Origin of the sequence: Halorubrum salsamenti (genome assembly GCF_007671685.1) — an archaeon.
Classification (GTDB): domain Archaea; phylum Halobacteriota; class Halobacteria; order Halobacteriales; family Haloferacaceae; genus Halorubrum; species Halorubrum salsamenti.
Map to the genome: position 1 here is coordinate 22153 of NZ_VCNL01000010.1, position 24499 is coordinate 46651.

A 24499-nucleotide genomic window follows, 5' to 3' on the forward strand; every position below is an offset into this window, starting at 1 on the left:
AATTAAACAAGTAATACGGAAAGTCGCTCCACTTACTACTGTCGAGAGAGATTTCTCGATATGACTTCGCCGTCGCCGGTAACGGATCTCCTCTCTCACTCCGCGGCCTATTCGACGGACAACGGAGCGGCTTATCTCGGGGACAGTCGTGATCTCCTCGAAGATCTGCCGTCAAATTCGATTGATATCGTGGTAACTTCACCACCGTTCGAGCTTGCTCACCAGAAAGAGTACGGCGACGATTGGGACGAAGATGATCAGGATTACCAATCGTGGTTTCTCGAATTCGCTGAGGAGGTCAAGCGAGTTCTGGCCCCCCATGGCAGCTTCGTCATCGAAATTGGCGGCGCATTCAACAAGGGAGAACCTTCGCGATCGACTTACCAGTTCGAGCTTCTCACCGAACTCACTAACGATGAGGTGGGCTTCAAGCTCGCTCAGGATTTCTACTGGCACAATCCAGCGAAACTCCCGTCGCCCGCAGAGTGGGTCAACCGGAGACGTATCCGGGCGAGTGATGCAGTGACGCATATCTGGTGGCTCGCACTGAACATCTCTACTGATAGTGCGACTGAACCAAACAGTCAACCGATTCCAGAGGCGGATAATCGCCGAGTACTGACGGATTATAGTGAGAGCCAGCAAGATCTCATGGAGAAAGGCGAATACAACGCTGGAAAGCGTCCGTCAGGCCACAATATTAGCGAAGAGGGGTTTTTCACCGATTCAGGGGGCGCAATTCCTGATAATATGATTTCGGCGACGAACACAGGCAGCCAGACCCACTACGATAAGATGTGTGAGCGGGCGGGGTTAGACAAGCATCCAGCACGTTTTCCAAAAGAGATTCCGGAGTTCTTCGTGAAGTTCCTTACCCCCAACCCACCGTACGATGATTGGGAACGCGGGTATCTCGATAAGCCGGTTGTGCTGGATATATTCGGCGGGTCCAATATCACGGGGAAGACTGCAGAGGATTTCGGCCGATATTGGCTTTCCTTCGAGAAAGACGCAAAGTATCTCGAAGCCTCTGAAGTGCGGTTTCTTACTGGCATGGAGGTCGAACGGAAGTTCAACGATACTCAACTCGGCTTAGATGAATTTGGCGAGGAGACGGGCTCCGCATCCGACTCCTAACCTCGTCTAGTCGTCGCCAACCTCAGCGAACTCACCGAAATTGTTTGACTCATCGTTTAGAGAGTCACGAATGTCGTCTTCCTCCATAAATCGGAACTGCGACGTCTGAACGTACTGCTCCTCTTTCTCGAACCCGAGCCAATACCGCCCATTTGTTTCTGCGACTTTGCCAGTCAGGTTACTGCCAGCGAAGATGTCTAACACGACCGGACGGTCCAGTTCGCCTCGATCCCACTCATCGTATGGTGGGTTTGGCGTGAGGAAGTTGATGAAGAACTCGGGGATTTTCCGAGGAAATCGTGCAGGGTGGTGGTCGAAGTCGAACTCACGACACATTCGGAGGTAATGCGTATTACTGGCCGTGTTAGATGCCTCGACAAGGTTGTCGGGTGTCGATCCACCCATACCGAGGATCCGAAGCAAGTCTCCCGCCGAGAGGTCCTCGGGGTCCTCATCAGAGATGAGCTCGATGAACTCCATCGCAGATATCTCGTCGTATCGGTCGAGCACATCCTCGGCTTCGAAGCCCTCAATCAAGTTATCCGGGATGGCTCCATCATTCACGTTTGCGAACGATTCTGCGTCAATATCCCACCCAGAGCCCCGCTTTCCGTCGTTATACTCCCCCGTTTCGAGCAGTTCCTTGTGACTCTCGCTGTATTCTTGGAGCACGCGCTGGTTGCTTGCCTCCGGGTGTGGATGTTCTCCTTCCTTGACCGCAGAGTCCTTGTTGACGTCCTTTGAGAGCCACCAGATGTGGGTGACAGCGTCGGTAACGCGGATTTTCCGAACATTTACCCATTCGATCGGGTTGGGGAGTTTTGCCGGGTTGTACCAGTAGAAATCCTGTGCGAGGTCGAAATCACCCTCTTCGACGAGGCGGGTGAGGAGCTGGAACTGGTAAGGTGAGCGCTTCGGCCACCCCTTCTGGAATGCGCCACCAATCTCGATGACGAAGCTGCCATGGGGCGCTAGAACACGATGTACCTCTTTGGCAAACTCCATGAACCAGTCGTTGTACCCTTCTTGATCCTCATTTCCGTACTCCTTTTTGTGCTGTAAGGCAAACGGAGGAGAGGTAACGACGAGATCTATACAATCATCGTCAAGCTCTGTCAGTAATTGTTTGCTGTCATCAGTAAACGCACCGCCAAGATCAGAAGAGTACGTGGGATCTGAGTCCATCAAATCGAGAACGGCTGGCTCATCCGTCATTTAGTATAAAGAAGTTCAGTCACCCATTTGAAAGTGTAGTGATTATCCTCGCCAGATAGTGTCCTTCACACTGGTTCATCTATTTCCAGTGGACACTCATACTATTCAGTCTCAATGCTGCCGGGGTGAGGATAGTCGCCCGATAGTGCTCTCAGCCGTTGGCATACCTCGCCATGAGTGCGCCGATATGCGGCCCGATGATACCACAGAGGGTGGGAGCTCCTGTAGCGTCGCCTCCACCTCAGCGGTATCGGGTCCTTCTCCGGTTCTCAACATCCATTTCACAAATGGATCGACGTGAAATGAACGTTTCAGCGAAAAACTGGTTTACCCTATATAGGTCACGGTTTTGCCATTCGTCTCGAATGATTCTCCGCATATCTAGCAGGTATACTCGCCTTCGATTTTTATGGATAACGCCAGACATCTATGCGCCCGCGCCCTCCCGGGGAGCGACAAAATAGAATTACAGCCCTTAGTGCCCGGAACGGAGGCGCGAACAGTCGCTCGCCGACGGCGATCCCACAAGTGCTGAGCTCCGCGAGCGTCGCGATGTCATCGCGTTCTGGCGCGAGAACAAGGAGGACCGTCGACTCATCCAGGACGTACTCGAACTCTACTCCGACGTCGAAGCCGCTCGCGAACAGCTGACCGACGTGGCCGACCGCGCCACGAGCTAATCCTTCTCTCTTACAGAATGATATTTCCCGACGGTCGCGACCGCTATACACAGTGAGGCGATTTACTGGGAGAATGGACGCCCTCGCTTCCAACTTGGCGGGTCTAAACCGCTAGTTCATCGAGCTCACTCGAAGAGATCACGTACGGCAGCAGCTCGTCGGTGTTCAACACCGTCTACCGCGTCCAGCGTCGTCTTAACGCCGTCGGTGAAGAGGATGGCATCCATGTCGGCGGTGTCGAGTTGGTCGTCAAAGACGTACCCATCTTGGCCGGCCTCCTGAGCGAAGTGGACGTACTCCAAGAGCTCCCGCAAGCCCGTCGCGAACGTCGACTGTGACCGGGTGTACTTAGCTTCCCCCAGGCGAACGCGATCAAGTCGCTCGCTGTCGTCCGTTTTTTCATACTCGACGACGAGCAGGTCGGGTCGACCGCTGTAGTAACTGTGCTGCTTGCCTGATTCGAGAAATGACTCAACAAGCGACTCGTGTCGTTCGAGCGCCTCGGCACGGCGAATCATCGGTGTCGGAACGTCCCAGTCCCGTCGTAACTCCGCGGCGTCAAAGTGCGCAGTGAAGAAGTCCAGTGGCCCGCCTTGATCGTAGTACACGGCGACGCGTCGCCGGTCGTTCTCCATCAGTGCGAGTTCATCCATACCGGGTTCGATACGCTGGAGTGCGAGTTCGTCGTGGTCGCGTTGGAGTCGGCGAATCTCGGACAACACGCAGAATAGTTCGAACAGGACGTAGTCTTTGGTGGGGGTAACTATCGTCTCACGGAACAGCTTCTGTACGTCGGGCTCATCGTAGCGATCGTTCAAGAGATCCTCGTATAGTCGATACAGCTCAGCGGCCTTTGAGTAAAGCCGGTGGCGTGAGCGGCGCGTCGTAGCCAGATCTTGGTCAGTGATCTCGATCGTATCGGCTGGTGGGAGTTGGTTGAGGTAGACGTTACTCTCCAAAGTGCGCTGAAAATCGACGATGTCGGCGTCATCCCACATAGACCGCCACGATCGATCGGCGTTCTCAATGTCCTCACGAAGTGGGGCTGCGATTGTCGCAAGCAACTTCTTGACGACCCGGTTCTCGGGAATGTCGAGCTCAATGGCCGGATTACTGATAACGAACAGCGTCTTGTCGCCGGTTTGTGGACGTTGCTGGAAGGTCTGTTGCCACTGGATCGGACCGCGCACCTCACCATGAGTGACCTCATCGTGTTGTTGTTGTTCGGTCTTCACGCGACGAAGTCGCTCCTCAAGCCGCTCGACGTACTGGACCACGTCACTGTAAAGCACGAAGTGTAGCTGTTTGAGCTGATTGAGATTCTCGATATTTAGACCAGCATAGTCAACGGAGGTAGCCAACCGCTGTGGATTCATTGTTCCGGCACCGAGGTAGCTTATCAACTCTGGAGTGATGAGCGAACCCAGCTCGTCGGGGGGCGTTGTAGTCATCTTACACCCCTACTGTTACTTATCCAGGCCGAACATATCGTAGGCCTTCCGGCGGAGGTAGGGCATATCGATCCGCAGTTCGACATCGATCGGTTCAGCCGTCCTGTCCTCGGCTTGGAGTGGCCGGCCGTCTGCGAGATCATCCAGTAGCTGCCGTTGATCTCGCTCTCGGAGTCCCTCCATCTGTGGAAACACGAGACTGAGCAGTGCCGAAGTGAGTGGCGTCGACGCGTCGCCTCCCTCATGGGCGTGTAGGTGGAGGAGGATATCCAAGACGATCGCTGGCCCGATTGAGCGATAGTCATTGACAATCGCCCAGATAACTGACAGCTCCTCGTGGTACTCCTTAAGAGTATCCTGTAGCTCTGGTCGATCTCGAGTCCACGTCGTCGAGTAGTTTTGTCCCTCGTGGTCCGGGTCAAGAAGCATTCGTGAGACCACCGTCTTGTCGCCGTCAACGGTCAAATCCGGCACCCCAACGTGGACGAAACTGAATCGGCGCATAAATGCGAATGAGAGGTCGTATAGTGACGTTTTGTCGATAGTGTTCATCGTTCCAATCAGCCACCAGTTCGGCGTGACTGGATAGCGATTCTCGTCGGTTGCAATCGCTGGGAGGTCCGTTTCCTTATCCACCCAGTCAATCTGGATGCGCCCGTCGTCCTCGTAGGGCAACTGGACAGAGTCTCCCGCCAGCACGGAAAACAACGGCCCGATCGCCTTGTCGATATTGGCACGATTCAGTTCGTCTACGACAAGCCACCTGTTTTGAATCTGTCCGTCATCATCTCGAAAGCACCGGAGGAAGAGTCGAGGGTCAAATTCGAGTTTGTCGCCAGTCTGATCGGGGACGTAGCCACCGACCGTATCGAATGTCGTCCACTCTGCCGTGGCAGTTGTAAAAAGGTAGTCATCGATTACCCTCTCGTGCTGGGCCGCTGCTTGCTCGGCTACGTGCTTTGCGAGCTTGCTCTTTCCGGTCCCGGGCGGTCCAGTGAAAATGAGATACTTCCCGGAGTTCAGCGCTGCGTCGATCTGCTGCTTAAGCCGCGGTCGCTCCTCTTTATGAAAGTACAGTTGTGCGGGGAGATCTATGTCAAACTCCGTCTCAACCAGTCGCGCCTTGAGCCGCTCTAGCTGATCATCAGCTGATCGCTCGTTGACTTGGCTGAGGATGTACTTGCCCGTTGTTTCCGTTAGGTTGTAGAGATATCCATCCCGGAGATCCGCGTCGTCAACTGGTTCGTACTGGGTATTCTCGCCGGTACCGCTGCGCAGGTATTTGAGAATCTGCGACGCCGCCACTGGGGCATTAAACGCCGTAAAGATGGCCGTAGTCCGGCAAATGGGGGTTCCATTGGCCTCAACACTCGTCGGTTCCTCAGTCACCGTTGAGTATCCAAGGATTGACCCGTCGTAGTGATGGAACACTGTATCATCGACTGTCAACCGACCGACTTCAGTATCGAAATCGCCACCAGAGCTAGCTTCTAGTGTCACTGTTTCCCCATCTTCGGGAGGCGCTTGGTTGACCCAGTAGTATGGCGCTTGGTCGACACGTGTACTACAGGGCAACCACTGCGCGAAATCAAAATCATTCTCTTCTGAGGTATGGTGATAAAAGAGATGCTCCACGACTTGGAGGTCTGTTGCCCACTCAGGCACGAACACGTCTTGGGAAGATTCCGCAATTTTGACCAAGTCGAATCGGTCGATTGCTTCTGTGACGTTCGTGGCGAACGTGACATACTCGGCGGGAGGAGCTTCCTGTGGATCCGGTGGTGTGTATCCGAGCGACTCCATCCCCTCCGCGGTTGGTTCATTCAGAATTGGGAACTTCATCGGCGCTAAGGCCCGGAGCGCTTCGGAACCCGTCGAGACTCCGAACCTGTTGATCTCGACGACGGGGTCGATGCGCTCCTCTCGAATTGCCCTCTCGAAGATCTTGGAGACCTCCTCGGGCGTGTAGTCAGGTGAAATCCAGTTCGACGCAATCCAGTCGACGCTTGGCGCCGGGCGCAGCGTCCACAGCATTTCCAGAAACTCCGCTAGCGTCTCCTCGGAAGGTTGGTCAAGAAACTGATTGCCGGTGATTTGCTTCTGTTCAACGAGGTCCCAGTAGGTCTCATCCACATCATCGCTCAGTCGACTCTCGCGCCAATCTCGCTCAATCTGCTCCAGCGCTGGGTCGAAGTGATCACGATGAAAATCGGCCTCCGCGTCGACCGTGTCTGACCAGGTCTCTCGCCCACACTTGCTCTGTACGGTTTGGTCTTCAACGTCTATCTCTGCCGCAACTCGCTGCTGTGCCTCTTTCCGCCGTTCATGAGTGGGCTGGTTCGGATCGGTTTCAGTTAGGAATACCTCGACAACCCGAGTGATCTGCTCGGTCTTCGCATCGCTACTGTTCCATCCTGTCGGCAGATGATCATCCATCAGTTCAGAGAGATTCCGTTCGTCGTCAGTCATATCTAAACAAGTCTGCGTCGACCCATCAAAATAGCACCGCCAGAATACACCAACCCAAGGAGACACCCCGATGCGTTATTCTCAATTGTCATAGAATTACGGTGCCTGTCAGATCGTAGCATTCTGTACCCGTGAACGCTTTCGACCGGGCTAGCGATCGGACCATTGAGACAAGCATCACTGGTTGATCTGGGCGAGCGCCCATGATGCCCGCTTGCGGACATCTGCGTTGTCATCCCCACGAGCGCGATCTTCAAGCTCCGAGATCGCTTCTTTGGCAGAGAGATACCCAAGTGCCCAGCAGCCGTTCTCACGGACCCGTGGATCGTCATCCGACAGCAGCTCAATAAACGTCGGCGTGACGTGCGCAACCGATTCTGGGAAGTCGTCAGCGACGCGGCTCAGCGCACCACTTGCGTTAATTCGAGTGTACGTGTCATCGACCGTTAGCAAGGGAGCGATCGCCTCAGTATACGGCTCAACGACGTCGGTGTGAATAATCGCCACATCGCCAATCAGCGCGATTGCGTTATTCCGGAGCTGTGGATTCTCAGCGCTAAACAGGGTTGCAACATCGTCAACGATCTCGACGGCAATGCTCGGGTGTTCACCGACGACCCGACCGAGCCCAGCAGTCGCGTTCAACCGGACAGTGTCCGACAGCGAGTCATCAAGGATGACTTCGCCGAGTGGTTCAGCAACTGGTTTCACTGCTTCTGGATACTCACGTGAGATCCGCGATAGCGCATACACCGCGTGCGGGAGTGAATTAGCCTCATCTTCGATGATCGCTGTGAGCGCCGGAATTGCGTCCACGGCGTCCTCAGGACATTCATTAGCAATTGTAGCAACACATCTGGTCGCTTCACGTCGGACAGAGAGTATATTTGAATCCAGATATGGAACAATATCGTCAGCGAGTGGAACAATTGCCCCTGGATCGGTATCGCCGATGGTTCTGAGGGTAGCCAGCACATCCACCTGTGCGGAGCGGCCTTCTTCTGCCAGTAACGTCTGGAGGATTGGAATGGCTGGTGTACACTCTGTTGGGCGTACCGTGGCCACTTGACGTAGGGCTCGGAGTGCGTTTTCATCTTGTCTCCTATCACCGTCGGTGCGGTCTAAAATCGAGAGAAGCGATGAAACACGGACTTCCTTAGGATGCGTACTGGCGAGGCGGCGAAGTCCCAGTGCTTCCTCGGCAGGCGTCTCTGCGTCAGCCGTGTACAGCTCCGGGGGCGGTTCAACCACGGAAAGCAACTCAATCGCGTCGACGGGGACCGTGAACTGGTCACTGTCTGGTGCGAGCGGGGTACACTGGAGTGCTGGCGCTATCGAGGGTCGTTCGAGTGCCACAGCATCCATCGACACGTCATGACAGAGCCGCTTTCGTTCAGTCCCATCATCTATGTACGTGATCTCAAATCCGGCCGCATCGGTGTAGTCGTCGAGAAACGACGAGAGCATCGACGCGTCCGACGGCATGATCCCGGCGGACGTAGGGAGCCCACCGTCGGTCACGATATCACGAACCCACGGGAGGTCGGAATGAATCTGTCCCTGTTTGACTGCGGGGACGAACTCCCACGCATGGTAGTGGTCCCACCCGTCAACACCACTCAGATCGAGGTCGTCAACAACGACGTAGCCGTCCGCGTCCGGGTGGAGGTCGGCGATGAGTGACAGACGCTCGCGCCGAAGCGGGAACTGCTCGTACCGGCCGTCGGGTTGTTTCTCGCCAAGCCACTCGTCCCAATTGTCGGGGTGGCGACCGACGATGTCGACGACACCCAGAATCGCGGCTTCCGCAGCCAGCGTCTGGTTCCCGATGGCGTAGACCGCGTGTGGCATTTCGTGGGCGAGATGGCGTACCCACTCTAGCGGGACAGCGTCATGGCGGGGATGTGGATTCACGTCAACGGTCCAGTCCCGGTCGAACGCGAACAGGAGCATCAGTCACGCACCTCCTGTGGCGTCGCGGCCGCCTGCTGACACAGTGTCTCCAAAAGTTCCACCTCCTGTTGTATCGACGCATCATCCACAGCCGCCATCTCGTCAACAAGGTAGCTGCGAAGCTGGTCGAACCGCTCAGTGTATCGGTCAGGAACGACCAGCGGCACGGACTCACGCTCGTGCTGGCCGCGCTGGTTAGGGAGTAGCCAGTCGTCGACACCGGTCGCGCCGTCAGCGCGGTCATGAATGTCCGCCGTCCACGTCCGGAGTTCACGAGCGTACCGGGCCAGCGCAACCGCCTTCCGGACGCCTTCGTGCGCGTACGTCCCGGACTCGTCAGGAACGTCGACAGTGACGCGCTCGGTGTACTCGCCACCGTCCCGTTCCGTCCACGAGGCGACCAGATCGAGATCGGCATCTGGGCTCGTCTGCTCGAGGCGAATGAGAACGACGCCCCCCCGAGCCTCGCCGTCCTGCTTAGCGGAGGGGAACAGCGTCCCGACGTGCATCAGACGGTCGGTCGCGGCGTCCGCGGACGGCGATCCGTGAACCGCCTCGGTCTCGTAGCCGTCCGCGTCGAGGTCAAGGTTCAGATCGTACACCAGCGGGGTAACCATGTAATCGAACTCCTCGCCCAGCCGACGCTCAAACTCTGCGGCCGAGTGGATGAAGTAGTGGTTCGCTCCGCGGATACCCGACAAGGTGTCAGCGAGTTCCGCGTTCGCGTCCAGTCCCATGCCGACGAACGTTGTGTGGACGCCCTCGGCAGCCGCGTCCGCGAACAGCTGCGTCAGTTCGCTGTCCCCGGTTGCTCCCGTGTTCGGCATCATGTCGGTCATGAAGACGACACGGCGCTCGACGTCAGGGTTGGGCGCCTCCTCGACTAACATGTCGACGGCCGCCTCGAACCCGTCCGCGAGGTTCGTACTGCCGCCAGCAGCGATTTCGCGGATGTGGCGACGGATCGCCGGCATATCAGTCGTTCCGACATCACGGAGCGGTTTCGCGACGTGGGCACGGTGGTTGTAGAGGACAACGCCTAAGCGGTCCTCGGGGTGGAGCTGCTCGGTAAGCGCGCACAGCGACTGTGTCGCTGCGTCGAGTTTCGTCGACGCTGCGTCCTCGGCCTCGCGCTTGCGGCCGTGTTCATCGTAGTAGTACGCGTCGAAGGAGCTGTCCATCGACCCGGAGACGTCGAGGACGGCGACGAGATCCAGCCGCGGCCGCTCGAACTCGTCGGCCGAGAGAGTCGAATCCAGCCCCACCGACAGGTAGCGTTCGGTCTCCCCACTGATCGGGTGGTCACTCACGGCAGCCGCGTAGCGCGGCGCGAACAGGGCCTCCGATTCGGTCCGCGTGCCCGTCTCAAAGTGATAATCGTAGAACAGCCCCTCGTCGCTGATCGCCTCCGGCTGTGGCGTATACCTGTTTGCGACGTTTTCCCGAAAGTTGGCCACGTCTTTCGCCCCGCCAGCGGCGAGACCGACCGTCTCCGGGCTCGCCATGTCCGCACTTGCTGGCGCCGGTGATGCGCTCTCCATCACCTGATTTTCGAGCATCTGATCGGCCTCGGCGGTCTCCCGAAGTTCGTACGCGTCGACGTGGCGCCCACAGGACTCACAGACGTAGTCGGGTGGGGTGACCGACCTGTCGTCGTCCATCGGCGTCCAGTCGTCGATGAGCGACCGGTTCTCCCGAACGCGACGGACCGTCGCACTGGCATCGATGATTCCGAACGGTTCGTCGAGAGAGAGCTGTGACGCGGCTTGCGTGACGGCTGCTCCAGCTGCATCGACGACCTGTCCTGGTCGAAGCTGTCCCCCGCAATCAGGACACTCAGCCCTGATGTCGTCTGCTGAGGTGACAGGGGCAGCGCCCAGCAGCCCCGAGATGCGGTGGGTTGCCCCGGTTTTCAGGCCTAGGAGTGCCTCGCTGCCAGGCGTGGCGAGTACCGTGAACTGCTTCCCCGATTGATCGACGACCAGCAAGCGGTGGACGTGTTCTCCGTCGCAGTCGATGGTTCGCCGAGTGATGAATTCGACTGCGATATCGTGACGCTTCCCGTCCTCTATGTCCGCGTACATCGTATCCATGGTATCTGTGTGGCCTGCCATTCCCCGGACAGCCAACGGGTGGTTGCCGATAGTGTGTGCGCTCGCCCCGGAAACGAAGGGGGAGTAACCATCATTACGATGCGTCTTTATCCACCTTCACACTCATTAGTGTGCTCCAAGATGTGATAAATGCTTCGCCAATGAGCAAGATAGAGCAGATATTAGAGAGAAAAGACCCATCAGAGTGTTCTTTGTAGCGTGTTTGTAGAATACTATACTCTAGAAGATGGATTATTAGTAAGTAACCGCCTCTATACTGTCGAGTATTAAGTCGAAACAATCATTGCGAAGGGCGTCGTGGGTTAGTCAACAAACCCATGCCTATCGACGCTGGTGACGCTCTCGTCCGGGCGCTTCACGACCATAATCCGTGGTGGGAACACGGGACAGAAGCATTCTCACTCCCGGCACGGCAAAAAAGCGATTTCTATCATCTCGCCCGTCCCGACGAGTCCGGCAGCCAGTTCGAGGACCAACCGCTTCTCGGCCTCGTTGGACGGCGGGGGGTCGGCAAAACCACGCTCCTCCACCAGTTCATTCACCATCGCATCGAGACTGGCGACGATCCGGAACGATTCCTCTATCTTCCCTTCGACGCCGATCCGCTCTACCAACTCCAGTCGGACGAACAGCTACGACGCGCAGTTCGGTACTACGAGAGCAGGGTTCTCGGCCGCATCGAAGCAGACCACCCACACTTCATCCTAATCGACGATGTTCACCAGATCGAGCATCCGAACAAGCCGACCATCGACGGGTGGGGCGTCCCCGTCGCAGAATTGCTCGAGGACGTCCCGGGACGACACGTCGTCTTGACCGCCAGCGCCGGCATTCAAGTCGAACGGGAACTCGAAAGCATCGCGATGCCGGCCGAAGACTACGATATCCAGCCCATTCTCCCTGAGAAGTTCCGGGACTACCTCTTCACGCTGTATCCAGATCTTGAGGAAGAAGACACTCGCGTGAGCCCCACCTCTCTTCGAACCGGGGAGAACAGCCTGCCAGCGGCTCTCCAGAGTGGCGAGACCGAGTCACTCGTCGCAGAGCTTCGGCAGAAGTACGAAAAGGTTGCAGACGTCGAACGACGCATCCAGTCACAGGTTGTCGACTACCTCGCGATGGGTGGCACCATCAGCTATGACCTCGACGGCGCCGCCGAGTCCGCAGCAGATCTGACGGAAGATGACTACGCACAGCTGCGCGAGGACGTTCGCGATGCCCTGTATCAAGAGGTCCCCGGCTTCGAATCAATTCAAACGATCGCGGATCTCGAACGCCTCTGTGCGCTCGCCGCTCGGAATCGCGGGGCTGAGCCGTTCCGGTATCAGGACCTCGTCGAACTGTTTGACGTTGACCGGCGGACGATCGCTGACAGCTACCTGCCCGCGTTGGCAGAGTTGTACCTGTTGACTGGTGTAACCGAGTACGACAACAGCCGCCCCCGATCGGTGCGACTGTATCTCCGTGACACAGGGCTGACGACAGCGCTCGCCGACGGCGACGCCTCGACCGTCCGCAGTAATTTCGACCGTGAGGCTGACCTTGCTCGTGTCGCCGCGTTCGACCATACGATGCGGTTTGCCTACGGGATCAACGCTGTACAAGGTAATGATCAACCGCCAGCTGTCCAGTACTGGCGTGGCCGGGGGGGTGAGGTCGATTTTGTCTTCGAGGTGGATGGCACTCCCGTCCCGATTGGGCTAGCGTATCAGTCACGCGAGCGTGAGGACTCGCTCAAAGCGATTCGAGAGTTCAAAGAAGCGTACAACGTGCCACTTGGCTTCCTCCTCGTTGGTGACACAGTTCGCGGCAGACAACCAATTGAGGCTCTCGGTGAGGGAGTCATCCAACTTCCGTACTGGTTGTACTTGCTTCTATGCTAGATTATTGGCTAATCGATTGTGAGTTGAAAACATAATCAGATCAACAATATGCCATATCTTGGACTGTTGAACAGAAGACCCAGCAAGACCAACACCACTCGACTGCCCAGGAAGCGGCTCCGACGTCGGAAGGTCCTCCTGTGGATGAGGGTGAGGTCCGCGACGTGACGATCGAGACGACCGGCGATCAAGGCGATGGCATCGCGAAGGTTGAACGGGGCTACGTCGTGATCGTCCCCAGCGGACAACCAGGTCATGCGCCGATAGTCGAGGTCGAGCAAGTCCAAGAAAATGTCGCGTTTGCCAGCATCGTCGAACGCGACTCGCGGGCGCTGTAACGTCCTTGTACTAGCGACTTTTTATTTGACCGGTGTCACCGACACCTCCACCGTCTCAATCCACACCTACTCACCTTCTGGTTTGCCGACGTACTCTGATTTCATCGTCCCGTTCTCACGATAGTAGCGATAGAGATACGGCCCGTGCATATCTACGGGGTTCCCGCTGACGCATTTACAGCTCGCGTCGCCACAGGTGACTTTCTCTTTGACGACCGTTCCTTTTTCTGAATTGTCGGGCTCATCGATAGGCTCGGCTGTATCGGGAAGTTCGTCGGTGTTGACTGGCTGGTCGCGGTACTCGATGAGTGCCCCAACGTAGTGCTGTATCTCCTGAAGTGTCTCCGTATCTTGCTTCGGGAGCCCCTCTGCGAGATACTTCGGGAGTGAGGTGGGTGGTAACGGCTGACCCATGCCTTATGTAACAATTGGAGCCTCTTGAGCGCTCGGTTGATACATAAGAAATTGACCCTACTCCACTAACTGTGAGCGCTTCAGCAATCACTCGAGATCGTAGGCCACAATCTCGTGAGAGCCACACTGTGGACATTCGTCGACATCTTTCTCCACGGTGTATCCACAGTGACGGCACTCGTGGTGCGCTGTCGATAGCGTCTCGAGCCTGACGATCTGCTGAATGAACTGTTTACTGAGCATTATTGGGGTCGACAATTTCGCCACAGCTTGGACATTCGGCCCACACGCCCGGATCGCCGCCAGCGGTCTCATAGTGGATGATTGCGTGCCGACCCGTGACTGCCTCGCCACAGAACGAGCAGTCGCCACGGACTGTCTCTGAGCCATCAGGGGTCATACTCACGAACTCGGGAGTTACTTCAGGGGGAGAGGGAGCGTGTGACACTGTTTTAGAGCTGGTTCAGTCAGTGAGACTGCCCAGCCGTGCTCCCTCACCTCGAAATCACACACGCTGTAACTTATACTTCGGGCGAGCGGGGCGAAAGTATTTCTCAGCGTCACCAGGTCGATTTTGACGCCTCAAAACAGTGACTCCAACTCTCCATCACTATCCATCAGTTCCGAGAATTTATCCTCGCTTTCGTCGGTTATCTCACCGAGATTCTGCTGTGCTTCGATCGCGACCTGTTGGAGCTCTTTCACCCGTGGGACGTTCGTCACCCCACCGAGCAGCACGAGCGCTGCGACGGTCCCCTCTCCGCGGCGCGGGTAGTCACCACCGCGGACCTCCATCGATCCGGTCTGCTCTTCGAGCCACTTGCGACCGTGCTCGATTCCCTTCCGATTGAGATACACCAGTGGTCCGGCGACGACAAGCAGCGCCCGTTCGGTGCCGTTTACCTCACATGGTAGTGTGAGCCGGCCGAGGGTCGCATTCCGCACGAGACTCGTGATCCGGTTGGTGGCCTCCGTGCTGTCGATCCTATTGTCCGACTCGCCGCGGAGTCGCGAGAGCAACCCCGTCCGCTCTGGTTCATCGACTGCGACGTCGGCGTAGCCCAGCGAGGAGATCCCGCCGCCTTTGAGCGTATTGATGATCTCCGAAGAGTCGACCACGCTCTCGGCGATGTCACTTCCCTTGGTTATTTCGCCCGCACTGAAGAGCACGCCGAATCGTTGGACAAGCTCCTCGTTGATTGCGTCGAACCCTTCGCCAACGGACTCGCCCGAACTCCGCCATGCGTCGTTGTCGAACAGCATGAGGTTATCTACCTCATCGACGAACGTTTTGAGCGATCGGGCAGCATTCAGCGTGTAGATCCCACCCTCATCGCTACCAGGAAGAATGCCCAGGCCGTACACGGGTTCGGTGTAGATCTGTTTGAGGTTCTTAGCGATCACGGGCGCTCCACCCGATCCGGTCCCCCCACCAAGCCCGGCGACGACCAGAAACGCGTCGATCTCGTGGACCGGTACCGAGTCAAGCGCCCCTTGGATCTCGCCGATGTCTTCCTCGGCCACCTCCGCGCCAAGTTCGTTATCGGCGCCCACGCCGTGGCCTTTCACTCGCGACTGCCCGATCAGGATCCGACGATCCGGCGAGAGGTGGTCGATGCCCTGGAGGTCTGCTTTCGCCGTGTTGACAGCAATCGCTCCACGAACAATATCCGCACCCGTGCGAGCGTCGTAGGCCAAGAACTCGTCGACCACCTTCCCGCCCGCCTGTCCGACCCCGATTAGTGCGAGTTTCATGTGAACACACCACATATTATTACGCGGGTGGAACAGATAAACGTTCGAAGAATACTGGGAAAGCGGCGTGAGGTGGTTCCAATGGTGACCCCAATACCCTACTACCTTCGTTTCATAGGTGCTGGCAATGCCGAATTCGCGGCGGCCGATCGCACCAGCCGAGGAAGACGTCCTTGATTACCTTGAGGCGTATTTCGAGGAGTTGGGCGAGACCGACTCGCTGACTCATGAGACGGCGATCACATACCTGGCAGGTCAGGGAATCGAGCCTGTTGATGCGCGCGATATCCTTGAGCAGTTACTCCTGAAGGGCTATCTATACGAGGTTGGTGACAAAATCCGGATTCCGCCACGCTCGTGACGAGTTGGTACGTCTGTTCTCTATCGGACTCTTCTCTCTACTATCGCATAGTTCACCCTTGTACCAAATACAACGGTCGCCCGCCAGGTGGATCGTTACTTCCGATATGCCAGAAATCGATAGTATTTCATGAATATAACTCGAATCATGAACGATGTACGATCTCACTGGCTTTCAGCGCGATCTCCTGTATGTTGTTGCGGGGCTTGAGGACCCCCACGGGCTCGCGATCAAAGACGAACTCGAAGACTACTACGAAAAAGAAATCCACCATGGCCGACTGTATCCAAATCTCGACACGCTTGTCGAGAAGGGGCTGGTCGAGAAAAGCCAGCGTGATCGACGGACCAACGAGTATACTACTACTCGTCGGGGCACCAGAGAGATCAAGGCGCGGACTGAATGGGAACAACAGTATATCGATCATACGAACTGACACTCTTGATCCTACTCTGAGTCGTGTTTATACGGTTGATCTAGACCACCAGCAATCTCATCGACTTTCTCCTTGAGAGAGGCATCTGGAGAGACTAATTCATCGGGCTCGTACTGTCTGAGATAGTCGAGATATTTCGGTTTGAATTCCACAAGAATTTGCCACATTTTGATCAGAATTTCATCGACTTCATCACTATCGACCTCGACGTAAATATCTCTCAAAGACCGGTTCCCACTATTGGCTGTCCAGCTACTTGTTTGAGGGTCATATTCATCAAGAATTGTTTCCGCCGAGTCCACCAAATCGGTCGCAAGTTCACTCTTTGCCTGATACTTGGGTTCGTCTTCCGTTACTTCTGGATAATTGTCATAATATCCGTGTCGTCCTGGTGGGTCATTAAGTATGACCGTTGCCGTTCCATCATCGTGATGGTTTACCAGGACTGTCGAGTTCTCACAATCGAATCCTAGTTTACCGCATTTGATTGGAAATGTATAGACTCGATCAATCTCATCACGCATCCGAGAGCTTAGGTTAGGACTCGCGGTCATATCCGCGATGGAATCTCCTTGATAGTATATGTGGGGGTCGTGAATTAGAGTGTTTTACAACTAGACGTCTAGGTGGTGTGTCTGGAGGTCGCAGATACTACGGTCCGGTCCCGCCGGCGTGTCTGTTTCGAGGCAATATCGAAGTTGCCGCGTGGGATCGACGTTGTAGCAGGTGTATCCATCTGGCTGGTCGAACGCGCGGGTGGGTATTTATTAACATCTCCTGCCTGCGTTACGACATGTCAAAGAAAGCTGTTGTACAAGGTGAATGGCACATCTTCGCAACGGATCGTAAATCGTTGATGGACCGTGACACCGAGCAATATCAGGCCCTCTACTGCGAAGGTCGAAGTGGGACGATCACCCCTCACCCTCTTCGTATTCGGTACAACCTCTACGTAATTGGAATCCTAACTCTCAAAATATGTTACCTGTTTGTTGGTCATCTCTATTCTAAAATACCAGTCAGTTCCGGCTATGAAATCGGAAAAGAAGCGAGGTGTGAAGATCTGTATTTCGACGATACCATTGATCTTGAAACGCGGGAGATATTCGATTCCTATAGCCTCAGGACAGTGAATCTGACTCTCGGCATTTTGCTAACGACATTTGTGTTCCAATTTCTATACACTTTCATGGCTAACACTTTTTCTATCGGTTTCCCCGGAATCTTTACAATTACAACTTCAATCCCAATCTGGATACTGACACTGTTACTCGGAGTGCTTCTTCCTTTTGTATATTCCTCGCTTCTAATTAGCTATGCGAACACCGGTGCCCGCGACAAAAAGATGGCTAACACCATCACTGAAAGGTGTAACGAGCGAGGTCATGATTCCGTACTCGTTCTCGTGGGTGACAAGCATGTTTGCCCCCTCACTGAGGAACTCGAAAAACACGGATGGGAGGTAGATCCTCATCGTAGCAACACTCTACCCGCACGAATCCATCAGCACCTCGAATTTGACTAAAAACACGCTTAGGCTCTGTTGAAATATTTAAGATCTGATATGATCTGCGTGCGAGATACAGAGGCTGAATGCATCACGAACTCGAACTGCTTTACTCGATCGGGGGCGTCGCGAAGATCACACGCCGGAGAATATCAGAAATCTGATCAATAGCGGCACAACTGGCCGGCCAACTCATTTCTTCCCATTTGTTGCCCGGATAGCGAGCGCTCGACTCCACGGCGCGCCGGTCGAACCCGGCTGTCCTGCCGCCGTGTGTTGGTTATACCGTACAGCAGGCTCGACGATAATCGGCCGTGTAGCCCTATCTGACCTAGACGGAGGTGTCAGGCCAGCCGGCTCCAGCGGTAGTTCAGTTGGAGCGAGACACAGCGGTCCCGCGCTACTGGTCAGGAGTAACCGCTGACCAGTCCGGGACCCACTCGTCGTCGCCCTGCATCGCAACCAGTACTCGAATGCGTGGGGCGTCCCCGCGACGGAATCGGTCAGCGAATCGTAGTCCTTGATCTCGTGGGCACGTAGTGGGATGTCCGAGCTGTCGAACAGTACTCGTCCAAACTCCTAGGCGTGCGCCACGCGCGGTGGGGGATCATCCGTGCTGTACTCCTTATCAAGCAGCGCCTCACACACAAGCAGGACGTGCTGCGTGTGCCAGCCGGACGCTGAAACCTCGCAGTGTTCGCCGATCATGTTTAGAAAAACGGTGGTGAGTGGCTCCGTAACTACTCCGAGAGTGCGTATGTCGTCCCAGCGATAGCGATGCCGACGATGCATCCGCCGACGATCGCTCCCGCCGCGAACGCACCGAGGCTGCCCGCGAGGGTCATTTCAACCGTTCCGATGCTGCCGATGACTGCTGCTTCCTGAATCATGATCTTACTCCTCCGTGAGACCGCGGAGTGTCGGCGTACAGTACGGGCACTCATCGCCGAACACCATCTCGTGAACGCCGCCACACCCCGAGCACTGATCGAAGTGTCGGGGGAAGAAGTCCGTGTCACTGACCGGGCGAGCGGTCAGAATCGTGCCGCGCTTGATGACGAGTAGGACTCCATCGTCCATCTCGCCAGAGCGGTAGTATCTTACCTCGTCGGCCTCCGAGTACGGGTCATCGTCATTCGGTCGCCAGACTCGAACCCGTGCCGCGAGCGATGCGACCTCATCATGAGAGCGCGAATCGCCGCGTTTGTCGGTGAACTGCTCCTCCGCGTGCAGCGACCAGCGCGGCCAGTCTCCGCTTGATGCGCCGGACCGCGGATGCGTACTCATTGGTCCTCCCCCAACTGATTCTTGCTCTTCTCCTCGGCCGGAAGATACAGATCTGGGATCTCGTCGTCGCGCCAGTCCGCAGTCTCGTAGCCGTCCGGCCGCTCGCCAACGGACCAGATGGCCGCGCGCGTGTCGGTCGGGAGCTTGCGCGGAGCGGGAGTCTCCGATTGGTGCTGATTGCTGCCCTGTGCATCTGTAGGATCATCGGAGGCATCGCCTCCGGGGTCCTCGGTCGTCTGGGAGAGCGGTGGAGACAAATGCTCCCCGCCCCATAGGTCATCTGAGGTCATTGCATTTAGGGAGTCCCCCGTTTCTGTGGGCTTCCAGATGGCGGCCCGTTGGACCCGGGCCGCATCACAGATCGGCTGGGAGTCCCAACTATAGGTAGTGATCCGATGGAACTTAATTCTACCTATAGTTCGAGGTATCTCTCTAAATACCCGCCAGAGAAGCAAATAAGGCACCTAATCAGTAATCTTTCAACTATAGGTAGCAACAGATACTTGTCCACCCACCCCATACAGGAACTCATGGTTCATGTAGACAGAAGACTGGCCGCTGTCCGTGATGCCGGGGAGGCGGTGATCAACGTACTGGATATCGGATTCAGACCAGCGAGAGTGACGGATGCGCACGAAGAGCAGGATCTTAGGGAAGATTCGAGATACGGCCCGTGTCTGAAAGCATTACGTAGTGCTATGACCGGATTCGGTTCTGTTGAGGTGAATCAGCACCAAGGAGACCCCCCGACGATTACGCTCACTGCAGAACGCTACTTCAAAGATGAGTTGCTCTGCAGTCTTTTCGTCCTCTATCGGAGTGACGGTACGGGGCAGGTTCACCTCAGCGCGGAGACAGCTAACGACACTATACATCCGATAGAAGGGGAAGAGTTTGAGCTGACGCCGTTGCAGGTGGGACGGTACGTAGCGCAGGCAGAATTGGCGATATTAGTTGCTGAACTGGGGTCTTGTGCAGAGGCATTAGATTACTGGATCGTTGAGGAACAGCCCCTCTCATATGATCGAAAGGAAGGACGCTACGTACATGATTCCGATAGCACGAGCCCCCTTGCCTCGGACTGGCACACTACCCGCGGAGTGACAAAGCAGGCTGTGAGGAAAAACGCCCTTTCAGCCTCGAACAAGCTTCATAAGCAGAGCGAAGACTCAGACACTTGGATCTGAATTGGTTGCTAATCCGGCTATAGATTTGTGATCAAGGCCCCGTCGTCTCGGTGGCCGAACGTCAGCAATCGGTAGCACTGCGCCGTCGATTCGGCGTAGCCGGCGGACACGCCGATCGTGAACAGCACCATTCTGACTCCTGCAAGCGTGGGACTGTCAAGCCAGACACGCTTGCCTAGGCGCTGGAGGGCCATGCAAAGGTGAGATGCGTTCCCACGTATCTGCGTTCCTCCAGTTGAACTAATTTTCCATCGTGACCGACTCGCGCTCTGTATGTAGCACAGCCTCAGCGAACTATCAGCTACCAATCATTTCAACAAAGCCCACGCTTACTAATCTCCACACGTACTCAGTCTACTTCGACCTGATCTTCCAACTCGGAAATCCGCTTCTCCTGCTCGATCATGATTGCCATCCACATCGGTGCGAGGGCGAATCTCGGGTCTCCAGCCGCCCGGCGAGCCGGTCGAGTAGCGACGTGTATTGGTACGCGGTGAACCCGCAAGCGACTTCGATCCGGTCGAGGACACGGTCGGCCGCGCGAGTTCGCAGAGCCGGGTCGTGTTCGCTCGGTTCGCGCCATCGACCCAGAACGTGGGACCGTCACCGCTGAGGACGCGATCGAGTAGCAGCGCTTGGACTGGCGTAACACCAAGGTCTTCGTCGATGTCGACGATCGCGACGCCCGGAACGAGATCGGGAAGATCGGCGGTCGGTAGTCGGCGTGCGTTCATGGAACCGACGATGAATAGGGACCTAAAAGGGGAGAACCACGGACAGACGGTGAAAAAAGAAGTGGTTCGGAACAGAGACCGTTTCCGACCTCAGGATACGCGCTCTACCACGAGGCGGCCGTGGTTCTCCCGGTTTGGACCCGTATAGTACGTCCCTTCGAGCGTTTCTGTCGCGGGGTTGTACTCAACCGTGGTCGTCCCAGCGTGCTGATCCAACTCGTCGTGGAAGTCATCGCCTCCGTTATCGTAGTTGTAGGTCAGTGTGGGTGATCCGTCGTTGAAGAGGATGGTCGCACCCGTGCTCTCTGAGGTCGTGTTTGGGCCGTCCAACTCAACAAAAATCCGGTCCCACGACTGTTTAATTCGCAGAGTCGCTTCCATTTTCACGAGGCCGTATCCGAGTTCGTTGACAGCAACTACATCCTCGTCATCGTACTCATCTGTGTCCGTGTAGAGGTGGCCGGTCCATTCACCATTAAGATCCGGCGGTGAACCGATCACCATCGATATAGGGCGGTAGTTCCATAGCCCCCTCGACACGATGAGGTACACGACTGTCGACGCGAGAACGAACGAGATTGTCACGTTATCGAAGAAATCGTAACCCGTGAGTGAGGCGAGTACCGGACCGAAATTATCGGCTATCAGGACACCCGCTGCACCGAACCCAAAGAGGGCGACACGGCGGCGTCGTGGCTGGTCTGTCGAGAATCCGTGTGCCCCGCGCATTAGAGGTCGTCGAACATTGCCCGCATCTTCCCAATGTACTTCTCAGCCTCGTCGGTGTTCCATTGAGTGTTCTCGTCACCGAATAGGGCCTCCATCTCTGACACCTGATCGAAGTCAGTGAGGTCCGTGCTTTCTCGTTCGAACCACGAGAGCACGTCATCGAACCGGTCGGTAAAATCGGACGTTTTCAGAATACGATCGGGGACGTTGTAGATCAGGCACTCGATGTAGTAGGAGGGCGTGTCGAGGGTGAACCAGTGGTTGTCGTTGTAGTGACCCCGCGCGTTTTTGAACATCCGCACGGTCTCGCGGAAGTTGTCGTGTTTCGCGTTCCCGTTTTCGTAGTGTACTTTCGGGAAGTTACTCCACCACTCGTTACCCATGAGGGGCTTGAACATCATCCCCTCTGTGTATTCGGGGTCTCCATCCTCGGGATAGGTGTGGTAGATGCGGTACTCCTGAGCGGCGACCACGTCAACGTCGATGGGGAGCGGGTTATGACGGCCCGATATCTCAATCGCCTTTCCAGAGTTCTCGATAGGGTCCTTCAGCCGGTTTTCGCGATAGAACTGACGCAGGGCTTGAACAACACTATCACGAAAGCCGTCGTCGTAGCCGTAATCAGCCGGGGAGTTCTCATCGTGGTACCGTTCCCGCTGCTCAGCGGTGAGATCACTGAGATCCCGCTTCCACGGGGATCTGAGTTGTACGATCAGATCGAGGTCGCTCGATCCTCTCGTGTTTGTGTAGTTCTTGTACGACCCCTGCGCGTAGACTGTGAACGCGTTGATGTCGGTCTGTTGAACGAGAGCTGACCGATCACGATTCAGGTCACGCTTTATCCTCTCTCGGGCAGTCTTCGAGTTCTGGTTTGCGGCTGTCTCTCGCTTGGCCCATGTATCGGGAATCTTGGACTTCCGAACCGCCATCACTCGCCCGCCTCCGCTGCGTTTCGGGATGTGGTGTGTTCAATGGACATCCGGATGAAACAACTGATTCCGGAGACATAAGCGTAGCCAGACCGGTGTGGAAGTAGTAATCACCACTAGAATTTGCCAGAAGGCGGGGCTATCCCACGGGAAGAGAAGGGGGGTTGAGTGGGGTTCCGCCGGGATCGGAAAATGATATAGCGATATACAATATAATATTGAACCCGTGCCGCTAAAATGGGCTCTCGCAGCCGATATCGTCCGATAAGCTCTCACAGAATCACGTAGCGGCCGAAAAAATTTACTTTGTCTTAGCTGAGTAAGACAGAGTAAGTTCTTAGTGACCCCCACCCGTGGCCTCAAACGAGCCAGATTCAGAATTATGGCCGACTCTTTCTCACACAGTTGCTCCAGCCGGATCGCGGAGTCTACAGCGGCGGTCCGACGGCACAACCCCCACACTCCGGAGGCCCAATGACGGGCCGCCGCTCCGTCGAGACGCCGATCGACGACACGTTCACGAAGTACCTCACTGACAAAGGGAAAGGTGACGCCGGCGAGCAGGGCGCGTACCGAACCGACGCCGAGCGCGAGCTACATCGATTCCGACGCTGGTGTCTCGGCAAGACGGCCGATTCGGCGAACGCCACGCCGCCGGAGTCGTGGGCTGGCGTCGTCGACGGCGACACGGTCCGATTCGAGGACCTCGACACAACGGTCTTCTCGGACTATGCACGATATCTCTCGACCGCCGGGTACGCCGCCGGCACGGTTCTCACCTACTACGCGCACGTCGCGTCATGGTGCGGCTGGGCGCACGCCCAGGGCTATCTCCCACGGCACCACGCCCGCGAATCGGATGCCGAAGACCCGCTCCCCAAGAACGACGGCCGACGCCCAGGCGACCAGCAGGCGTGGGAGCCGATCCACCGCGATCTGATCACGCAGTTCGTCGACCGGCGGGTCTCTGAAGCGTTCGACGAGTTCGGTGCGATCGAAGTTCCCCACACTGATTGCGGTGACCCTGAGAGTAAGTTGTGGCAGGCCAAACAGCAGGCACGGTTCGAGGCGTACCAACGGTGCCGTGAGCAGGCGCTCGTATACGTCGTCGCCTACACCGGCCTACGTGGCTCGGAGTTCCTTTCCGCGCCGAAGGAGGACCGCGAGGGTCGCAACGGGATTCGCTGGCGTGACCTGTCGTTCGCGGACAGCAGCGTCACCGTGTTCCGGAAGAGTCGCGAGTGGAAGGAGGCGTCACTCCCCAAGCCCGTCATCGGTCCCCTACGCCGGTACGCCGAGGTACTGGACGTGCCGGACTCGTGGCCGGTGTTTACGACGCTCCACCGGCCGTCGCTCGCCTCACACGTCACCAAGGGGCTCACCAATGCCGGTCTCGACGATGATGAGATTGAACGCGTCCGGGCAGGTACTCCCGACCTGATCGTCGCCGCCGAGCACCACCTCGACGCGCCGAAGCCGCTCACCACGGACGGCGCACGTTCGATCATGGAGCGGCTCTGGAACAACGATGCGATCACGAAGCGTCGCGACGAACTGGATCTCTCACTCGATGGCGATTATCTCGAACTCCACGGCGGCCGGCGGGGCGTTGGTGAGGTCCTCGTTCGACAGTTCGGCTACGCCGCAGCTGCTCGGTATCTCGACAACAGCGAGGAACAAGTCCGAGAGGCCTACCAGCACATCGAGGCGGCTGAGCGCGCCGATATGGCGACAGAGGCGTTCTCACAGACAGACCAGCGAGTCAGTGACCAGTAGAGCTCTGTCGAGGTCAACGACGAATGATGTCCGTAGCCTCTGCGGCCAGTGCGTCAGAAAGCGATCATCCAGAGAACTGGTACCGGTTTTGGACGGACGTGATGAAGTTGAAGGCCTTCACGAGTTGAACTGCGTCCTCGTAGC

General features: G+C 56.6%; 22 protein-coding genes and 2 pseudogenes. 9 read left to right on the forward strand and 15 right to left on the reverse strand.

Annotation, left to right across the window (positions count from 1 at the left end; translation table 11 throughout):
• Positions 1-60: 60 nt before the first annotated feature.
• On the forward strand, positions 61-1137 hold the full coding sequence (locus tag FGL94_RS17110; RefSeq protein WP_144927833.1) for a DNA-methyltransferase: 1077 nt from the start codon (positions 61-63) through the stop codon (positions 1135-1137).
• A 6-nt stretch (positions 1138-1143) separates the two neighbouring features.
• Here the strand turns inward: FGL94_RS17110 and FGL94_RS17115 are convergent, their stop codons facing one another.
• Positions 1144-2352 carry a DNA-methyltransferase gene (locus tag FGL94_RS17115; protein WP_144927835.1) on the reverse strand — a complete coding sequence of 403 codons (1209 nt, stop codon included), beginning with the start codon at positions 2350-2352 and terminating at the stop codon, positions 1144-1146.
• A gap of 497 nt (positions 2353-2849) precedes the next feature.
• Between FGL94_RS17115 and FGL94_RS18890 the strand changes: the two are divergent.
• A pseudogene (locus FGL94_RS18890) lies at positions 2850-3032 on the forward strand (DUF7342 family protein); the annotation flags it as partial.
• Positions 3033-3157: 125 nt separating this feature from the next.
• Here FGL94_RS18890 and FGL94_RS17125 read toward each other — a convergent pair.
• The 4 genes from FGL94_RS17125 to FGL94_RS17140 form a co-directional block, all read right to left on the reverse strand.
• The gene (locus tag FGL94_RS17125) at positions 3158-4483 is read right to left on the reverse strand and encodes a hypothetical protein (protein WP_144927837.1); all 1326 of its coding nucleotides are present in this window, start codon (positions 4481-4483) and stop codon (positions 3158-3160) included.
• Between the two features lie 15 nt (positions 4484-4498).
• Positions 4499-6952, reverse strand: coding sequence for an AAA family ATPase (locus tag FGL94_RS17130; protein ID WP_144927838.1), 2454 nt, complete (start codon positions 6950-6952; stop codon positions 4499-4501).
• A 177-nt stretch (positions 6953-7129) separates the two neighbouring features.
• The gene (locus FGL94_RS17135) at positions 7130-8905 is read right to left on the reverse strand and encodes a HEAT repeat domain-containing protein (protein WP_144927840.1); all 1776 of its coding nucleotides are present in this window, start codon (positions 8903-8905) and stop codon (positions 7130-7132) included.
• Entirely contained in the window at positions 8905-10998 is a 2094-nt protein-coding gene (locus tag FGL94_RS17140; protein WP_241659231.1) for a vWA domain-containing protein, read from the reverse strand. Before FGL94_RS17140 ends, FGL94_RS17135 begins: the two co-directional genes overlap by 1 nt.
• A gap of 338 nt (positions 10999-11336) precedes the next feature.
• On the opposite strand from FGL94_RS17140, the gene FGL94_RS17145 reads away from it, so the two are divergent.
• Both FGL94_RS17145 and FGL94_RS17150 read left to right on the forward strand, forming a co-directional pair.
• Positions 11337-12902: an ATP-binding protein gene (locus FGL94_RS17145; protein WP_144927844.1), complete on the forward strand. Its 1566-nt coding sequence runs from the start codon at positions 11337-11339 to the stop codon at positions 12900-12902.
• A 125-nt stretch (positions 12903-13027) separates the two neighbouring features.
• A pseudogene (locus FGL94_RS17150) lies at positions 13028-13240 on the forward strand (TRAM domain-containing protein); the annotation flags it as partial.
• Between the two features lie 66 nt (positions 13241-13306).
• Here the strand turns inward: FGL94_RS17150 and FGL94_RS17155 are convergent.
• From FGL94_RS17155 to FGL94_RS17160, 3 genes are all read right to left on the reverse strand, one after another.
• Positions 13307-13654 (reverse strand): DUF6788 family protein, encoded by a 348-nt coding sequence (locus FGL94_RS17155; RefSeq protein ID WP_144927850.1) that lies wholly within the window; start codon positions 13652-13654, stop codon positions 13307-13309.
• A gap of 232 nt (positions 13655-13886) precedes the next feature.
• A complete protein-coding gene (locus tag FGL94_RS19075; protein WP_449405034.1) occupies positions 13887-14054 on the reverse strand; it encodes a DUF7837 family putative zinc-binding protein in 168 nt (55 codons plus the stop codon).
• A 182-nt stretch (positions 14055-14236) separates the two neighbouring features.
• Complete coding sequence (locus FGL94_RS17160) at positions 14237-15409, reverse strand: tubulin/FtsZ family protein (protein WP_144927852.1); 1173 nt, start codon at positions 15407-15409, stop codon at positions 14237-14239.
• Positions 15410-15536: 127 nt separating this feature from the next.
• Between FGL94_RS17160 and FGL94_RS17165 the strand changes: the two genes are divergently transcribed.
• Positions 15537-15770, forward strand: a complete 234-nt coding sequence (locus tag FGL94_RS17165) for a hypothetical protein (RefSeq protein WP_144927855.1) — start codon at positions 15537-15539, stop codon at positions 15768-15770.
• Between the two features lie 154 nt (positions 15771-15924).
• A complete protein-coding gene (locus tag FGL94_RS17170; protein ID WP_144927858.1) occupies positions 15925-16206 on the forward strand; it encodes a helix-turn-helix transcriptional regulator in 282 nt (93 codons plus the stop codon).
• 11 nt (positions 16207-16217) lie between these two features.
• Here the strand turns inward: FGL94_RS17170 and FGL94_RS17175 are convergent, their stop codons facing one another.
• Positions 16218-16730: a hypothetical protein gene (locus FGL94_RS17175; protein ID WP_144927861.1), complete on the reverse strand. Its 513-nt coding sequence runs from the start codon at positions 16728-16730 to the stop codon at positions 16218-16220.
• Between the two features lie 269 nt (positions 16731-16999).
• Between FGL94_RS17175 and FGL94_RS17180 the strand changes: the two genes are divergently transcribed.
• On the forward strand, positions 17000-17731 hold the full coding sequence (locus tag FGL94_RS17180; RefSeq protein ID WP_144927864.1) for a hypothetical protein: 732 nt from the start codon (positions 17000-17002) through the stop codon (positions 17729-17731).
• Positions 17732-18453: 722 nt separating this feature from the next.
• On the opposite strand, the gene FGL94_RS18465 is transcribed toward FGL94_RS17180, so the two are convergent.
• The 3 genes from FGL94_RS18465 to FGL94_RS17190 are packed head-to-tail and all read right to left on the reverse strand — an operon-like array spanning position 18454 to position 19290.
• Positions 18454-18603, reverse strand: coding sequence for a hypothetical protein (locus FGL94_RS18465; RefSeq protein WP_186313441.1), 150 nt, complete (start codon positions 18601-18603; stop codon positions 18454-18456).
• Positions 18604-18607: 4 nt separating this feature from the next.
• Positions 18608-19000: a hypothetical protein gene (locus FGL94_RS17185; protein WP_144927867.1), complete on the reverse strand. Its 393-nt coding sequence runs from the start codon at positions 18998-19000 to the stop codon at positions 18608-18610.
• A complete protein-coding gene (locus FGL94_RS17190) occupies positions 18997-19290 on the reverse strand; it encodes a hypothetical protein (protein WP_144927870.1) in 294 nt (97 codons plus the stop codon). Before FGL94_RS17190 ends, FGL94_RS17185 begins: the two co-directional genes overlap by 4 nt.
• 105 nt (positions 19291-19395) lie before the next feature.
• Here FGL94_RS17190 and FGL94_RS17195 point away from each other — a divergent pair, with 105 nt between their 5' ends.
• On the forward strand, positions 19396-20187 hold the full coding sequence (locus FGL94_RS17195) for a hypothetical protein (RefSeq protein ID WP_144927874.1): 792 nt from the start codon (positions 19396-19398) through the stop codon (positions 20185-20187).
• Between the two features lie 17 nt (positions 20188-20204).
• Here the strand turns inward: FGL94_RS17195 and FGL94_RS18470 are convergent, their stop codons facing one another.
• The 3 genes from FGL94_RS18470 to FGL94_RS17210 all read right to left on the reverse strand — a co-directional run bounded on the left by FGL94_RS18470 (position 20205) and on the right by FGL94_RS17210 (position 22579).
• A complete protein-coding gene (locus FGL94_RS18470; RefSeq protein ID WP_186313443.1) occupies positions 20205-20381 on the reverse strand; it encodes a hypothetical protein in 177 nt (58 codons plus the stop codon).
• Positions 20382-21011: 630 nt separating this feature from the next.
• The gene (locus tag FGL94_RS17205) at positions 21012-21650 is read right to left on the reverse strand and encodes a Cap15 family cyclic dinucleotide receptor domain-containing protein (protein ID WP_144927878.1); all 639 of its coding nucleotides are present in this window, start codon (positions 21648-21650) and stop codon (positions 21012-21014) included.
• Positions 21650-22579: a nucleotidyltransferase family protein gene (locus FGL94_RS17210; RefSeq protein ID WP_206664958.1), complete on the reverse strand. Its 930-nt coding sequence runs from the start codon at positions 22577-22579 to the stop codon at positions 21650-21652. The genes FGL94_RS17205 and FGL94_RS17210 overlap by 1 nt, the downstream gene beginning before the upstream one ends.
• Before the next feature lie 474 nt (positions 22580-23053).
• On the opposite strand from FGL94_RS17210, the gene FGL94_RS17215 reads away from it, so the two are divergent.
• A complete protein-coding gene (locus tag FGL94_RS17215; RefSeq protein WP_144927881.1) occupies positions 23054-24355 on the forward strand; it encodes a site-specific recombinase in 1302 nt (433 codons plus the stop codon).
• Positions 24356-24499: the final 144 nt, after the last annotated feature.